Origin of the sequence: Mucilaginibacter terrae, from assembly GCF_031951985.1 — a bacterium.
In the GTDB taxonomy this organism is placed as follows: domain Bacteria; phylum Bacteroidota; class Bacteroidia; order Sphingobacteriales; family Sphingobacteriaceae; genus Mucilaginibacter; species Mucilaginibacter terrae_A.
Genome location: NZ_JAVLVU010000001.1, coordinates 2,878,579 through 2,893,995 on the forward strand (window position 1 = coordinate 2,878,579; position 15,417 = coordinate 2,893,995).

Below are 15,417 nucleotides of genomic sequence, written 5' to 3' on the forward strand. Positions count from 1 at the left end.
ATTTTAATTTAGGTAGCTGATTTTTAAAATATCTGCAAAAATTAACTAAAAGATAAGCATCATTAATACTTAGGCGTTGTTATTGTTGTATAACTATTAATAACAGTTGGCCTTTTATTTATGAATATACTGTTCAAATACCTCAAAAAGCATAAGGGGGCAGTGGCTATGGCATTATTAATGACTGCCCTAAACCAAACCTTTGCCCTCATTGAGCCTTTAATTACCGGAAAACTTTTCGATGATTATATAAGCAAAAAAGACCTTTACACCCGGCATGATTTTATTGCCGGGGTTTTATGGTTAATTACCATTGCTGCCATAGCTGCCCTGTTTTCGCGCATAGCCAATAATTTTCAGGATTACTATACCGTAACTATCGCCCAAAAATCAGGAGCAGAGGTTTATGCTGATGGTATGAAACATGCCCTGGCCATGCCTTTTTACGAGCACCAGGACCAACGCAGCGGCGAGAAGCTGGGAATGCTGCAACGTATACGCAGCGATGTAGAAAACCTCATTAAGGCCAGCATCAATGTTAGCTTTATGACGTTTTTCGGTATTATCTTCATTGCCGTATATTCATTTACCATCAGTTACAAAGTTACGCTGGTGTTTTTTGTGGCTGTACCCATCATTACCTGGTTAAGCTGGACGCTATCTAAAAAAATAAAAGTTATTCATCGCGCCATTGTACTCAAAACATCGGTACTGGCAGGCCGTACTACCGAATCATTACGAAACATTGAGTTAGTAAAGAGCCACGGGTTGGCTAACGAAGAGATAGAGCGTCTCAACAAAACTACCTTCAAAATTCTGACACTCGAAGTAGCTAAAACTAAGTTATTGCGTGTATTAAGCTTTGTTCAGGGCACAACCGTCAACATAGTTCGCAGTAGTATGGTAGTGGTATTGTTGGTGCTTATATTTGATAAAGAAATTACCGGCGGACAATACTTCAGCTTTTTGCTGTACGCGTACTTCCTGTTCGGACCTCTGCAGGAGTTTGGCCATATGTCGTTAACCTGGCGCGAAGCACAAATTTCGCTTACCAACTTTAACCGCATCATGAGCCGTCCGCTCGAAACTGTGCCCGAAAACCCGGCCGATTTAACCTACATTAACCAGGTTGCATTTGATAAGGTTGCTTTCAGGTATCATTCAACCAAGCGTTATGCTTTAAAAGATGTTTCCTTTCATGCCGATAAAGGTGAAACCGTTGCCTTTGTGGGGCCATCAGGATCTGGAAAGTCTACCCTTATTAAGCTATTGATTGGTTTATACAAGCCGGCAGATGGAAGTATCCTGTATAACGGCATTGACAGCGAACGTTTCCATTTGGATGCCATGCGCCGCAGATTAGGCTTTGTAACGCAGGATACGCAATTGTTTTCGGGAACGATAAAAGACAACCTCACCTTTGTAAAACCCGATGCTACCGACGAAGAATGTTTGGCCGCCCTCAACAAGGCAGCCTGCCAAGGCATGCTCTCTCGTGCCGAAAATGGTATACATACCTTAATTGGCGAGAGCGGAGTAAAAATATCAGGTGGTGAAAAGCAACGCCTATCTATTGCCCGTGCCCTGCTGCGCCACCCGGATATCCTTTTATTTGATGAGGCCACCTCCGCGCTGGATTCCATTACCGAAGAAGAGATTAGTAAAACGGTTCAGCACATATCATCGCTTAAAAGCCGCATTACGCTCATTATTGCCCACCGCCTAAGCACCATTATGCATGCCGACCGTATTTACGTACTCGAAAATGGCAGCGTGGTAGAAGTAGGTAACCACGACCAACTGGTGAACGAAAAAGGTCTTTATTGGGCCATGTGGCGCCAGCAATCGGGCGAGCGCCGCTTACAGGAGGAGTTGGATGCTTATACCGAGACTGAGGCGTAAGTAGCGTTTGAAAATTATGTCATTTCGAACGATAGAGACAATCCTTTCGAATATTCAAGCTGAATCATTTCGAAAAGATTTATCCCGATGGTGGAAATGACAAGGTAGATTATTCTGACCCATCTAAATAAAAAAAGGCTCCACGCGAGCCTTTTTTTATTGCCCCCATTTTCATCAATAAAATTCATTTGTAATTGTAAACAAAACATTAACTTTGTTTTTAAAAGTACTTTTATATGAATTTAATTAAAAAGCTTGATGAGCTGCACCTTTGGGCCAGGCAAAACAAATGGCTCGGTTACTTTACCATATTTTGCCGCTTATCTTTAGCTGCCGGTTTCATAATGGCAGGATTTGTAAAGGTTAAAGGCGAGCGGTTTACCAACCTTTCTAACAACCAGCCCATGGGGCATTACCTCGAAGCACTGTATCATACGGGGTATTACTACACTTTTGTAGGCATATTACAAATGTTAGCAGGGGCGCTTTTAGTTTTCAGGCGCACGGCAACGCTTGGGGCTGTGCTGTATTTTCCAATCATTTTAAATATTCTTATTCTTTCACTATCTGTACGGTTCGAAGGCTCTTTGCTATCATCGCCTTTAATGGTGCTGGCCAACCTGTACCTGCTTTGCTGGGACTATGATAAGCTGAAGTACATCATGCCGTACTACCGCATGCCCAAGCCGGTTGGTACCGATAAAAAATTCCCCTTTAAATTCTTCGCGGGTTCGGCAGCAACAATTGCGATCATCATATTCATAATTACTCACATTTATAACATCATGCCCCGTAATACAGAAAGGGATTGCAAACGCCAATGCAAAAACAATATAAACCCGCATGCATGTGAGGTTTTTTGTGACGACATACATAACCAGGGTAAACCGTTTGATCAAAGTTTAGAAGCGTATGATAGGGCGGTGAAGGCAAAGTAATAGGTACGTTTTAAGAAAAACTCTTATGGAAACGTTAGCTGGAATTTGCGACACCCCATCTATTTAAAATAGCCGCACAATAAGTACCTTAGCTTGTCAATTTTCAAATTCTGTAACCACTATGGCACCTGCTCTCATCAACATCGGCTCTACCGAAATCACTATACTATTAGCCTTTATACTCCTGGTTACAGTAGCAGCCATAAGCAAGGTGGCAAAAAATGAGAAAATGCCAGTAAACACCAAATTTATTTGGATAGTGGTTATTGTGTTATTACCCATATTGGGTCCGCTGTTATGCCTGTTATTGGCAGACCGGCTTAATACTCCGGACAAGCAGATATAGTTTTAGAATTAAGTCCTTACAAAGCCCCAATATAAAACTGCATACAAGATTCTTGTTTTCTACTTACTTACCGTTTTCTCATTGGCGCTGCTAATATCACTCAGTTTAACCGGTATTAAACTGCGTGTTTTTAAATAGGTAATGGTTACAATGGTGAGCGTCATGCTGGCACCAAACACTACGGATGGTACCGTACCCATCAGCTCGCCGGTTAAGCCCGATTCAAACTCCCCTATTTCGTTTGATGAGCCGATGAACATGGAGTTTACTGCCGATACCCGGCCGCGCATATGGTCGGGCGTGAGGAGCTGCATGAGGGTACTGCGTATGATTACGCTTACGCTGTCGAAAGCACCTTCGGTAAAGAGAAAGATGAGCGAGATATAGAAGTTGGTTGATAAGCCAAAGCACAATATTGACGTACCAAAACCAGCCACGGCAATGAGCAAATTACGCCATGGCCTGTTCATGGGCGAAAAGCGAGTCATGGCCAGCATGGTTAACACCGCACCTGCCGCCGTAGTGGCGCGCATAAAACCCAATCCTTCCGAACCTACCTTTAAAATATCGTGGGCAAACACCGGCAACAGTGCAATGGCTCCGCCAAAAAACACCGAAAACAGATCGAGGCTCATGGCACCCAGCATCATCTTGTTTTTAAACACAAAGTTTATCCCTTCCGAGAGGCTGTTCCAGATGCTTTCCTTAGGCACAAATATAGCCGGGTACTTACGTAAGAGATAAGTTAGCACCAGCGAAATAAATAACAAACTCACAATTAAGATAAACGTGGGTGTAATGCCAAAATGGCCAAATATTAATCCGCCCGTGGCCGGACCCAAAATGGTAGCAATTTGCCAGGCCGAGCTACTCCAGGTGCTGCCGTTAGGATAAAGCTCTTTAGGAATGCTCTGGGCATACACCGAAAACGTAGCCGGACCATAAAAAGCGCGCGCCACACCGTTTAAAAATACCATTACGTAAATAATAGTAGCTATGCGGTTAGCAGGTATATATTGCCGCATGCCATCGTGCGTAGCCAAAAAAATGCAGAATGAAGAAAACATAACCACCCCGAAGATCATAAGCAGCAGCTTTCGTTTTTCGTACTTATCGGCAATATAACCGCCATAGAGGGCAATGGTAATAGCCGGGATGGCTTCGCACAAACCAATAGCACCAATGGCCAGCTTGCTGTGCGTAATTTGATAAATATAAAAACCAAGCACTACGGCCTGCATTTGGTAGGCAAACGTAAAAAAGAAACGCATACCAATGTATGCGCGAAAGTCTTTGTATCGTAAAGCAGCAAATGAATCTTTTTTAACCGGGGGTACCTGTCGTTCTTCCACTATGAATTTTAAGAAATGATGCATTGCAAAGTTAAGGCATTTGTAAAACAGCCTATTCAGATTTTTTTAAATGATATGTAATTTTTTTCTAAATAAAATATATTCAAAGGGGCGTAAAGCCTATTTAGTACTTGCTTAAGCATCTGTTATCAAATTCCATACTTAACATACTGCGATAGTAAGATAGTCCATTTTTTACAATATTTTATCCATTTTAAACAGCTGTGTGGATGCTACTTTTATCGGGCCAATTCTAACCTCAGTTTCTATGGTTAAAAACAACAGTGCTTTACAGCAACCTTACATTTTCACATTATGAAAAAAAGAGTTACTACCTTGGCATATCATTACCAGGTTGTTTAGTTTATAACACATCTTAAATGATCAGCACTCTGTATAGTGCAATTAAAAATCAAATACTGCATAAAATGCTAAAAAATATATCCCTATTCCGTATTTACTTATTGGCTTTATTTGTGGCCTTAACGGCATTTAAGGCCGATGACACATTGCCGCTCAATGGTACCTGGCTTTTTCAAACCGACCTCGACGATAAGGGCGTTACCGAAAAATGGTTTCTGAATAAGCTAACCGATCAGGTAAACCTGCCCGGATCTATGGCGCAAAACCTCAAAGGCGACGATATTACGCTCAAAACCAAGTGGACGGGCAGTATTTATGATAGTTCGTTTTACTTTAACCCCCATTTGGCCAAATACCGCAAGCCGGGAAATATCAAGATACCATTTTGGTTAACTCCGGCTAAACATTACGTGGGTGTAGCCTGGTATCAAAAGCAGGTAACTATACCCAAAACATGGGCAGGCAAACGCGTGGTATTGTTTTTAGAACGCACCCACACTGAAACCCGTGTGTGGGTTGATGATAAGGAAACCGGCATGCAAAACAGTTTGGTAGCACCGCACGAGTACGATATTACTCAACACCTCACGCCCGGCACGCACCGCATCAGCATTCGTATTGATAACCGGATTAAGGACATTAACGTTGGCCCCGATTCACACAGCATAACCGACCATACCCAAGGCAACTGGAACGGCATTATTGGTAAAATGCAGTTGCAAGCTGCTGCGCCCATTTATTTTGAGGATGTACAGGTATACCCCGATGTTAAGGCTAATACAGCACGTGTTAAAATCCAGGTGCATAACAGTAGCATCCAGGCTTTTAATGGGCAAGTTATATTATCGGCCAAAAGCTTTAACTCAAAAATCATTCATCAAACACAACCGGTAAAAACAGTCATTAACTTAGCTGCTGCCGAAAGTAAAGCTTTAGAAATTTCCCTGCCCATGGGCAAAGGAACACAATTATGGGATGAATTTAACCCGGCATTGTATAACCTTACAGCCGCTATCTCACAAAAAGGCGTTGCTGCAAACCAGCAGCAAACCGAGTTTGGTATGCGCGAGTTTACTATTAAAGGCAACCAGTTCTTAATAAACGGTCGCCCGGTATTTTTGCGCGGAACAGTAAACAATTGCGAGTTCCCGCTTACGGGTTACCCTGCTACATCGGTAGAGGATTGGTTGCGCATTTTTAACATTGCCCGTGCGCACGGTTTAAACCATATGCGCTTTCACTCGTGGTGCCCGCCCGAGGCCGCTTTTAAGGCCGCCGACCGTACAGGTTTTTACCTGCAACCCGAAGGCCCGAGCTGGCCAAACCACGGCTCGTCAATTGGCCGTAAACTACCCATCGATCAGTATTTGTACGACGAAACCAATCGCATGGCTAAATACTACGGCAATTATGCGTCTTTTTGTATGCTATCGGCCGGTAACGAACCTGCCGGTAACCAGGTGCAATACCTCAATGCCTTTATTGATTACTGGAAAAAGAAAGATACCCGCCGGGTATACACCGGCATGTCGGTTGGTGGCAGCTGGCCGGTGGTACCTGATGCCGAATACCAGGTGCGCGGCGGTGTGCGCGGTTTAGCATGGGATAAGCGCCCCGAAAGCATTTCAGATTTTAGCGAAGGTATTGCCAAGTTTGCCGTACCCTTTGTGGCGCACGAAATGGGACAGTGGTGCGTATTCCCTGATTTTAAGGAGATAAAAGAATACACCGGGGTATATAAGGCCAAAAACTTCGAACTATTTGAAGAAGACCTCAAAGACCAGGGCATGGCCAATCAGGCACACGATTTCCTGATGGCATCGGGCAAGTTGCAGGCTTTATGTTATAAAAATGAGATTGAGAAAACTTTGCGTACCCCCGGCTATGCAGGCTTCCAGTTACTGGGTTTGCAGGATTTTCCGGGCCAGGGCACAGCTTTGGTGGGTGTGTTAAACGCATTTTGGAAAGAGAAAGGCTACATAACTCCTAAAGAGTATGCTCGGTTCTGCAATACCACGGTTCCGCTGGCACAACTGCCTAAATTTGTGTTTACCAATAACGAAACGCTGGAAGCGGGTATTATGGTAGCGCATTGGGGCAAGGCTCCACTTAACAATGCTGTGTTTAAATGGACTTTGAAAAATGATAAAGGAGCTGTAATTACGCAAGGAGTATTTCAACCTAAAAGCATAACGCAGGGTAACGGCATCCCGGTAGGGCAAATTAAATGGCCGTTAAATACCATTACTCAAGCCACCAAACTCAAACTGGAAGTTAGTATTGCCAATACCACTTTTGCAAATGATTGGAACATTTGGGTATACCCTGCCAAACCCGCCGAAGTAAAAACCGAAGTATATTACACCACTACTTTAGATGATAATGCCAAAGCTGTTTTAAATAAAGGCGGCAAGGTTTTCCTGAATGTTGCCGGTCAGGTAGTAAAAGGTAAGGAAGTGGTGATGCACTTTTTGCCTGTGTTTTGGAATACCTCATGGTTTAAAATGCGCCCGCCGCATGTAACCGGCATGCTTATCCAGGATAAAAGCCCGGCGTTTGAAAGTTTCCCAACTGATTTCCATAGCGATTTGCAATGGTGGGAAATTACCAACCGCGCACAGGTAATGGTTCTTGAAGATTTCCCGGCTGGCTTTAAACCGTTAGTTCAGCCTATTGATACCTGGTTCCTGAACCGCAGGCTGGCCTTAATTTACGAAGCAAAAGTAGGTAACGGCAAGCTCTTAGTATCAAGCGCAGGTTTAGGCCCTGCATTGGGCGATGATAAACCCGCCGCCCGTCAACTGTTCAACAGTTTGATGCAATACATGGCGTCAGATAAATTTAACCCAACCGGCGAGGTAAGCTTTGATGTGGTGAAAGATATTTTGGTTAGCCCTACCAAATACCAGTTTAACACGTTTACCAAAGATAGCCCCGACGAGCTGAAACCTAATTCGAACCAGAATAAACCTAAGAGTAATGAGTAGGTTAGAAGATAATAAGCAGTGGCTTCATGCGATTCCACCCTTGAGAGAGATGAAGTGGAGTGTCCTACCCGCGGGAAAAGTTCGCGAAACACACCCCTGCCAATGCGCAGCCTCTCCCGCCCCCTCTCAAGAGGGGAATGAAAATAGCACCGAAAAAAGTGCGGTGGCCCTCCACAACGCCCGGCCGGGAGCTGCCCGTGGGGTGGCAGGGATCGTTGTGGATAGGCCTTTTGTTACTTTGGGGCTATGCCAAAGTAATAGCCTGCGCGGCAATGAGCGCTACCGAAGCGATAAATTAGATAAAAGGGCTGTTATAGGCCGTGCATTATCGCCTCGAAAAGATTTCTCACTATCGTTCGAAACGACAGGATGGGGATTATTTGTATTTTGCTTTATTCTAAGCTTATTTTCTGGTCTACCCACATTCGCTCAACAAACCTACATCGTCGACATCAGCAAAACACAGGCTCCAATCATTACCGGTCACCTTAAATTAGGTACGCATACCAATGCCGCAGGGCATACCCTCGATGCGAATAGTTTGTATTTTATTAAAGATGGCAAACCCTGGTACCCGGTAATGGGCGAATTTCATTTTTCGCGCTATCCTAAGGCTCGTTGGGAAGAATCTATATTAAGGATGAAAGCCAATGGTATTAATGTAATAGCTACATATGTATTCTGGATATACCACGAAGAAGAAGAAGGCAAATTTTATTGGACCGGCAACCGAGATCTGCGATACTTTATAGCGCTTTGTAAAAAGCATAACATAAGCGTATTAACACGTATTGGTCCGTGGTGCCATGGCGAGGTACGCAACGGCGGATTTCCCGATTGGATAGTGAAGCGCGGGAACATGCGCAAAAACAATCCTGAATACCTGGCATCGGTACAAACGTTTTATGATGCCATTGCCGGGCAGCTAAATGGACTCTATTTTAAAGATGGAGGCCCCATTATTGGCACGCAGATAGAGAACGAGTTTCGCTTTAATAACCCAACCGGCTTAGAGCATATGCTTACGCTGAAGAAAATGGCGATAAAGGCAGGCATGGATGTACCGTTTTACACGGCTACAGGCTGGCCTGGGTCGAACCTGAAACAGGATGAACTGGTACCCGTTTGGGGCGCTTACCCCGAAGCACCATGGGACAAAAAGACTACACAGCTGGCCTTATCCGAAAACTATATCTTCAGCACCCTGCGCAATGACCCGGCCATTGGCAGCGACCTTTTGGGCAAGCACGAAGAAGATGCATCCAGCTACACCGGCTATCGCTACCCCTATGCCACGGCCGAAATGGGTGGCGGTATACAAATTACTTACCATCGCCGCCCCATAATTGAACCGGTTGACGTGGCCACGCTGGCTTATGTAAAAGTGGGTGCAGGAGCCAATTTAATGGGCTATTACATGTTCCATGGCGGACATAATGAGGTAGGCAAGCTGAGCACTTTGCAGGAATCGAAGGCCACCAATTACCCTAATGATTACCCGATCTTGAATTACGATTTCCAGGCTCCCTTAGGTGAGTTTGGGCAGGTGCGGCCATCATACCGTTCGTTCAAGGTTATGCATACTTTCCTCAATAACTTTGGCGACAGGCTGGTGCAATACTATCCCTCCTTCCCCGATCTAAAAGCCGCAAAACCAAACGATAGCACTACGCTACGGTTTAGTGTTCGCTCTAAAGGTAATAGCGGTTTTGTATTCATTAGCAATTACCAACGGCATCTGAAATTAAAAGACCAGCAAGGCGTGCAATTCAACCTTAAGCTGGCGGATGGTAAATCCATCTCGTTCCCCGAAAAAGGCATCGACATTAAAGACGGGGTTAAGGCCATATTGCCCTTTAACATGGCTATCGAAGGCGCTAACTTGCGCTATGCTACCGTGCAACCCTTATGCAAGCTACCAGGTACAGTGCCAACTTATGTTTTCTTTGCCCCCGAAGGCATCAGGCCTGAATACATGTTTGATAAAACCGGGATTACAAAAATTGACGCTTCGCAAGTTGATTTGCAAACCCGTACTGATAGTTATCTGATTAACAAAATTCAACCCGGAACCAGCGGACTTATTACGCTCACCTTTAACAATGGCAAAAAAGTAAACATACTTACACTAACCAACCAACAGGCTTTAGATAGCTGGACAGGCAATGCCTTAGGCGGCGAACATCTTTTCATCTCTAAACAAAACCTAACATTTGCAGGCGGCAAGGTAAAAATGCAAAGCTCGGGCGATACCGATTTCAGCTTGTTGATTTATCCGGCTGTTAAAGCAAAGGCGGCTTTCAAAGCATCGGCTAATGGTGTGTTTACTAATTTGAGCAAAACACTTACGGTCAAAACTGTTAAAATTAGCAGCAAAGAGGTTAGCAATGTTTCCCTGTACGATAAAAAAGAGGGCAGCCTTCCGTTAGATGACCGCAATGCCAAAAATACCACAGTTAGTCCGGGACCACAGTATCAAACCAATATGACTACGGTTAATGGCGCTAAATACTGGGTATTAAGCGTACCGGCATTAACACAAAATGCTTTGCTGGATATTGATTACAGAGGCGATACCGGCTCAGCTTACATTAATGGTAAACTGGTGGCCGATGATTTTTACTTCGGCAAAACCATGCAGGTGTATTTGCAAAAATCATCGACTCCAAAACAGATAATACTACAAGTAGTGCCACTTACCGATGAACGGCAGATCTATTTTGAAAAAGGTATTCGGGAACCTATGCAGGGCAAAAGTGTTGCTGATCTGAAAGGCGTTAAAATTATACCGCAGTATGAGGAGGAGTTATAAGTTAATATACCTGTAATTAAATTATGATATATTAGGTGCTTACCACTTGCTTTACCTATGAAACTGTATATCTGCCTTATTCTGACATTTTTAATATTTGGTTCGTTTACAGGCGGAGTTCCCGGTAAAACGCAAATTATGTGGCTCACTGATAATAAGGGAAAGAAAATTAGGAAAGAGCAGAAAACCCAGCTCAATATGCAGGGCGATATGGTAAAAGTTGTTGAATATACAGCCGGTGAAAAGCCGTTTGAAAGGAAGTATGAATACACTTACAAACAAGGGCGTAAAATTAAGCAGGCAGAATTAATACCCGATGGCAAAACTCACGAGTACAAGCTACGTGAGTACACCAATTATAGTTACGACAAACACGGAAGGTTGGTTAAGGAGGTATCGTACGATAGTAAGAATACACAGCAAGATAAAAAAGTGTATTCTTATAAAGGAGAAAGCAAAAACAAACAGCAGTTAGAAAGCTACACAGGTAAAGAAACAGAACCTTTTATGAAAGAGGTTTACACCTACTATGCTGACGGTTTATTAAAAAACATGGTGCAGTATGCCGCAGGTTCGTGGAATATGACCGAAAATTTTAAGTACGACGCTAACAAAAATCTTATTTATAAAGACGCTGAAGTTGATGGTGGAGTTGGCGTTGTTAAATACTATTACATCTACAAAAATAATTTACTGGTAAAAGATGTTGTTAAAGTTCCCGACACCGGAACTGAATACCATATTTATGAATATTTACCTTAATTTTTAGCTCTTCTCTATGAGGTCAACCTCCTCAACCGGTTTAGCTTTCATGCTTCTTTTGATATGTTCCCGATGTTCACGGCCCCAAGTGCCCAGCTCATGCAAAACACTATCGAGGGTACGGCTGTAGGGTGTGAGTTCGTAAGTTACGGTTACGGGCTTGGTGGCAAATACATTGCGTTTTACAAACTCGTTCAGCTCCAGTTCTTTTAATTCTTTGGAAAGTATCTTGGGTGTAATATCGCCCAAGGCACGTTGTATATCTTTAAACCGTTGCGGGCCGTTTGAGAGGGCCATCATCAGCGGAAATTTCCACTTGCCGTTTACGGCGTAAAGCGCATCGCGCACAGCATCAACGCTGGCTTTGCAGGCTTCGGGGCTATGATTATGTTCCTGATCGGGTAATTTTGCCATAATGTTACTATCATGAATGATACCGGTATCCTTTTGGATAGTAATATCCTTTAGAAAGTAAATGTACGTAGGTTTGTTGCACTTAACAAATCAAAATCATGAAAATTACCTATTGGATAGCCACTGGCATTATAGCCTTAATGATGATCTACTCGGCTTATGCTTACGTTACGCAACCTGCCATGGCACAGGCATTTCAGCATATTGGCTTCCCTGCTTACTTCAGGATAGAACTGGCTGTTGCCAAATTGATTGGTGCAGTGGTATTGCTTGCTCCGGTAAGTGCCAGGTTAAAAGAGTGGGCTTATGCCGGTTTTGCGTTTACTTTTATAAGTGCTTTTATAGCACACAGTGCTTCGTGCGACCAGGTATCTATAAGAATAATGCCGCTGGTGTTTTTAATCATACTTGCTGTATCATACTTTACTTATCACAAGCAACGGGCTAATGCTACCCCGGCCAACAGTTGATCTCAAACTGATTTACTTGCTTCCAGTATTCGCTTCTTAAATTCTGAAGGGCTCATACCTGCTTGTTTCTTAAAATACTTTACCAAATGGCTTTCATCGGTAAAGCCAAATTCGTTAGCTATTTGCTTTAGGGTGAGCCTGCCGGTTAGCAGCCGCTTTTCGATAAGTTTATTACGGTACTGATCAGTGTACTGCCGGTAGCTCATGCCAAAGCTACGCTTAAAATAAGTGCTGAAGTAGGCCGGAGCTATGCCAAATTTGGGGGCAATAACCGTAATCTGTAAATTATCCCGGTTATTTATTTGCTGATGGATGTACGATGATATTTCCTCAGTTTTTGGGAAATGCCCGTTTATGTTAATATGTTCTTTACCGGCCGCCTCACGCACTATACCCAATATACTTAACAGTTGATAAAACACCACAGGCGATGCCCAGGCCTCTTTGTGGTGTTTATCATACGCCACAATATTCTCAACCGCTTTACGGAGAATGGTACGGCTGGGCTCCTCGAGCACTAATTTACTTTCCTTAAAAATTTTGAGCTGCATGAGCGATGCCGGGGTGTGCAACTGCCAATTGTTGGGCATCAAATGCTGGCGTACCTGGTAATAGGTATCGGTAAACTTGATGAAGGTAAAATGGGTGCTCTTTTTAATATCGAAAAAGTGATGATCGCCAGGCGAAAGCAGGAACAGATCGCCCGAACGATAGGGTAACACCAACTGGTTAAGATGGTGGTAACCACTACCTTTGTGTATGTATGCCATTTCGTAATACGCATGTGCATGATCGGGGTAGCTGTATACGTCCTCCTCAAAATCATCAATTACCAGCGAGTCGAACTGCTTAAGTATCCACATAACGTAAATATACCATAAAATATAATTTTTATACAATACTACTGTGTAAATGCTAACGTAGATTTGTGCGGTGAAAGTTTAAAGTGTTTAAGAACGCAGTGCGTAAAGCATTATTAATCACCACGAAACTTATACCACGCATGAAAAAGAGCCTTGTTACTCTTGCCATTGGTGGTGTAGGCATGGCAAAACCGAATTTATGATGATGAGTCTGCGCCCAGTTTCGATGTTACCATGCCTTAGGCCGGCATTTAATATCGGCTTATGCGCCTGGGGAGTTTATTAGAATACCTTGTTAGTGGCGCTTAGCATTAGCTATTCGCCCAAAAGATACTACTACTGTTAATGTGTGTGTTTGTGTTGTTGAATGAACTATCGGCACTGGCGCCTAACCATATGTTTATGGAGAGCCTGCTGAGCGGTTTGCCACATGGAGCGTTTTTGGCGTAGGATGAGTGGTGGCAAGCCGCTTGGCCGATAGTAGCAAAGGAGGCCGGGCGATCTCCATCATGTTGCCGGCTTACCATTGCTGATTGTGGATGGTTCTGTTGAATACGTACATTCACCAACAAATGCGGCAACTGGCATTTTAAATTGTAGCTTTCCCCTAATATACTATATATAACAACCCAAAAGGGGCTTCGGTTTACGCTGGTAGCCCCTTCTGCTTTTTGGGGGAAGTTGCAAAACAAAAAGAGGAGCCCCGGTTTTACCGAACGCTCCTCCATTCTACAATCACTAATCCAAAAGATTATCTCCAGCCGCCGCCTACTGAGCGGTAAAGCTCAACGGTGGCATCTAATTGTGCTTTTTTAATCGAAGCCAGTTCCAGCTCGCTTTGCAATACGTTGCTTTGCGCGGTAATAACTTCGAGGTAATTAGCCATGCCGTTTTTAAACAATAGGCTGGCATTACCGGTTGCCTGGCGCAGGGTGTTGGCCCGGTTTGAGGCTACGGCTCGTTGCTGGTTAAGTTTATCTAAACGCACCAACGCATCCGATACCTCGCCCACAGCCAGCAATACCTGCTGACGGAACTGGATCACGGTTTTCTCGCGTTCTACTTTGGCTACCTGGTACTGGGTTTTTAACTGTCCACGTTGAAACAGTGGTTGGGTTAAACCTGCAGCAGCCGTACCAAATAAGGAGGCCGGTATGTTAAACCAGTTACTTGCACGAAATGAGTTTACACCACCCTGTGCAGTAATAACCAATGATGGGTACATGCTGGCTTTTGCCACGCCTACATCGGCATTGGCACGCTCAACAGCCAGTTCGGCACTGCGCACATCGGGGCGCAGGCTTAATAAGGTTGATGGCAAACCGGCCGACAAAGTTTGTGATACCGGCACCGACTCCAACGTTTGGCTACGGATAACTGCCGATGGCAATTTACCGGCCAGTATACTCAGTGCATTTTCCTGAATGGTTACGTCTTGCTCAAATTGAGGAATCAATCTTGCGGCAGCCAGTTGCTGTGCTTCGGCCTGTTGTACGGCCAGCGAAGTTACCTGACCGGCATCAAATTGCAGGCGGATAATACGCAAGGTGCTATCGTTCAACCGAAGGTTTTTGCGGGCAATTTCCAGCTGTGCATCCAGCATCAACAGATTATAATAACCTGATGATACGTTGGCTACCAGTTGGGTTTGCACAGCTTTACGAGCCTCCTCGGTTTGCAGATACGTGGCAAGCGCGGCAGCTTTACGACTGCGTATCTTTCCCCAAATATCGGCTTCCCATGATAGGTTTGCCGATGCATTGTAATCTTCAATGTGCTTGGTGCCTAAAAACTGGCTCAGGCTGATGCCGTTCAAGCTATTGTCTGACGGGCGGTTGGTTGAAGCCGTTACGCCCAAACCAACGGCTGGCAGATAGCCTAATTTGGCTTGTTTTAAAGTAAGCTGTGCCTGTTCAATATTCTTAACCGCAATTTGCAAATCGTTGTTGCGGGTTATGGCACTATCGATCAGGTTTTGCAAAGTAGTTTCGGTAAAGAAACTTTTCCAGGGCAAGCGGGCTATCGAAGCAGTATCGGTAGTGGTTGCGGTACGGTAGGCGTTGGGCAGCTGCTGATCGTGCACCTGCACATCTTTCGATACCTTACACGCGCTCAGTATGAGCAGCGCTGCTATGATTAGGTAATTTTTCATTGTGAATATATTGACCTCACCCAAACCCTCTCCAAAGGAGAGGGCTTAAAGATGGG

11 protein-coding genes are annotated in these 15,417 nt (G+C 44.2%); 7 read left to right on the forward strand and 4 right to left on the reverse strand.

Going from position 1 to position 15,417, the window contains the following annotated elements; genetic code table 11:
- Positions 1–120: 120 nt before the first annotated feature.
- From QE417_RS12230 to QE417_RS12240, 3 genes are all read left to right on the forward strand, one after another.
- The gene (locus QE417_RS12230; RefSeq protein ID WP_311950321.1) at positions 121–1,902 is read left to right on the forward strand and encodes an ABC transporter ATP-binding protein; all 1,782 of its coding nucleotides are present in this window, start codon (positions 121–123) and stop codon (positions 1,900–1,902) included.
- Between the two features lie 236 nt (positions 1,903–2,138).
- Positions 2,139–2,840: a DoxX family protein gene (locus QE417_RS12235; RefSeq protein ID WP_311950323.1), complete on the forward strand. Its 702-nt coding sequence runs from the start codon at positions 2,139–2,141 to the stop codon at positions 2,838–2,840.
- A gap of 121 nt (positions 2,841–2,961) precedes the next feature.
- Positions 2,962–3,186 (forward strand): PLDc N-terminal domain-containing protein, encoded by a 225-nt coding sequence (locus QE417_RS12240; RefSeq protein ID WP_311950327.1) that lies wholly within the window; start codon positions 2,962–2,964, stop codon positions 3,184–3,186.
- A 59-nt stretch (positions 3,187–3,245) separates the two neighbouring features.
- On the opposite strand, the gene QE417_RS12245 is transcribed toward QE417_RS12240, so the two are convergent.
- The gene (locus QE417_RS12245; protein ID WP_311950329.1) at positions 3,246–4,562 is read right to left on the reverse strand and encodes an MFS transporter; all 1,317 of its coding nucleotides are present in this window, start codon (positions 4,560–4,562) and stop codon (positions 3,246–3,248) included.
- A 404-nt stretch (positions 4,563–4,966) separates the two neighbouring features.
- Between QE417_RS12245 and QE417_RS12250 the strand changes: the two genes are divergently transcribed.
- From QE417_RS12250 to QE417_RS12260, 3 genes are read left to right on the forward strand one after another with little or no spacing between them, the layout of a single operon-like run.
- A complete protein-coding gene (locus QE417_RS12250) occupies positions 4,967–7,888 on the forward strand; it encodes an exo-beta-1,4-galactosidase (protein ID WP_311950332.1) in 2,922 nt (973 codons plus the stop codon).
- Positions 7,881–10,700, forward strand: coding sequence for a beta-galactosidase (locus QE417_RS12255; protein WP_311950333.1), 2,820 nt, complete (start codon positions 7,881–7,883; stop codon positions 10,698–10,700). Before QE417_RS12250 ends, QE417_RS12255 begins: the two co-directional genes overlap by 8 nt.
- A gap of 57 nt (positions 10,701–10,757) precedes the next feature.
- On the forward strand, positions 10,758–11,462 hold the full coding sequence (locus QE417_RS12260; protein ID WP_311950335.1) for a hypothetical protein: 705 nt from the start codon (positions 10,758–10,760) through the stop codon (positions 11,460–11,462).
- Between the two features lie 3 nt (positions 11,463–11,465).
- Here QE417_RS12260 and QE417_RS12265 read toward each other — a convergent pair whose 3' ends face one another.
- Positions 11,466–11,876 (reverse strand): winged helix-turn-helix transcriptional regulator, encoded by a 411-nt coding sequence (locus QE417_RS12265; protein WP_311950336.1) that lies wholly within the window; start codon positions 11,874–11,876, stop codon positions 11,466–11,468.
- Positions 11,877–11,974: 98 nt separating this feature from the next.
- Here QE417_RS12265 and QE417_RS12270 point away from each other — a divergent pair, with 98 nt between their 5' ends.
- A complete protein-coding gene (locus tag QE417_RS12270) occupies positions 11,975–12,346 on the forward strand; it encodes a DoxX family protein (protein WP_311950337.1) in 372 nt (123 codons plus the stop codon).
- Between the two features lie 2 nt (positions 12,347–12,348).
- On the opposite strand, the gene QE417_RS12275 is transcribed toward QE417_RS12270, so the two are convergent.
- A complete protein-coding gene (locus QE417_RS12275; protein ID WP_311950338.1) occupies positions 12,349–13,209 on the reverse strand; it encodes a helix-turn-helix domain-containing protein in 861 nt (286 codons plus the stop codon).
- Positions 13,210–13,960: 751 nt separating this feature from the next.
- Positions 13,961–15,361: a TolC family protein gene (locus QE417_RS12280; protein WP_311950341.1), complete on the reverse strand. Its 1,401-nt coding sequence runs from the start codon at positions 15,359–15,361 to the stop codon at positions 13,961–13,963.
- Between the last annotated feature and the right edge of the window lie 56 nt (positions 15,362–15,417).

Excerpts from the sequence above, each read along its gene's own strand:
- QE417_RS12280 (WP_311950341.1), bottom strand. The coding sequence starts at position 15,361 with ATGAAAAATTACCTAATCATAGCAGCGCTGCTCATACTGAGCGCGTGT.
- QE417_RS12230 (WP_311950321.1), top strand. The coding sequence starts at position 121 with ATGAATATACTGTTCAAATACCTCAAAAAGCATAAGGGGGCAGTGGCT.
- QE417_RS12240 (WP_311950327.1), top strand. The coding sequence starts at position 2,962 with ATGGCACCTGCTCTCATCAACATCGGCTCTACCGAAATCACTATACTA.
- QE417_RS12275 (WP_311950338.1), bottom strand. The coding sequence starts at position 13,209 with ATGTGGATACTTAAGCAGTTCGACTCGCTGGTAATTGATGATTTTGAG.
- QE417_RS12270 (WP_311950337.1), top strand. The coding sequence starts at position 11,975 with ATGAAAATTACCTATTGGATAGCCACTGGCATTATAGCCTTAATGATG.
- QE417_RS12260 (WP_311950335.1), top strand. The coding sequence starts at position 10,758 with ATGAAACTGTATATCTGCCTTATTCTGACATTTTTAATATTTGGTTCG.
- QE417_RS12255 (WP_311950333.1), top strand. The coding sequence starts at position 7,881 with ATGAGTAGGTTAGAAGATAATAAGCAGTGGCTTCATGCGATTCCACCC.
- QE417_RS12265 (WP_311950336.1), bottom strand. The coding sequence starts at position 11,876 with ATGGCAAAATTACCCGATCAGGAACATAATCATAGCCCCGAAGCCTGC.
- QE417_RS12235 (WP_311950323.1), top strand. The coding sequence starts at position 2,139 with ATGAATTTAATTAAAAAGCTTGATGAGCTGCACCTTTGGGCCAGGCAA.
- QE417_RS12245 (WP_311950329.1), bottom strand. The coding sequence starts at position 4,562 with ATGCATCATTTCTTAAAATTCATAGTGGAAGAACGACAGGTACCCCCG.
- QE417_RS12250 (WP_311950332.1), top strand. The coding sequence starts at position 4,967 with ATGCTAAAAAATATATCCCTATTCCGTATTTACTTATTGGCTTTATTT.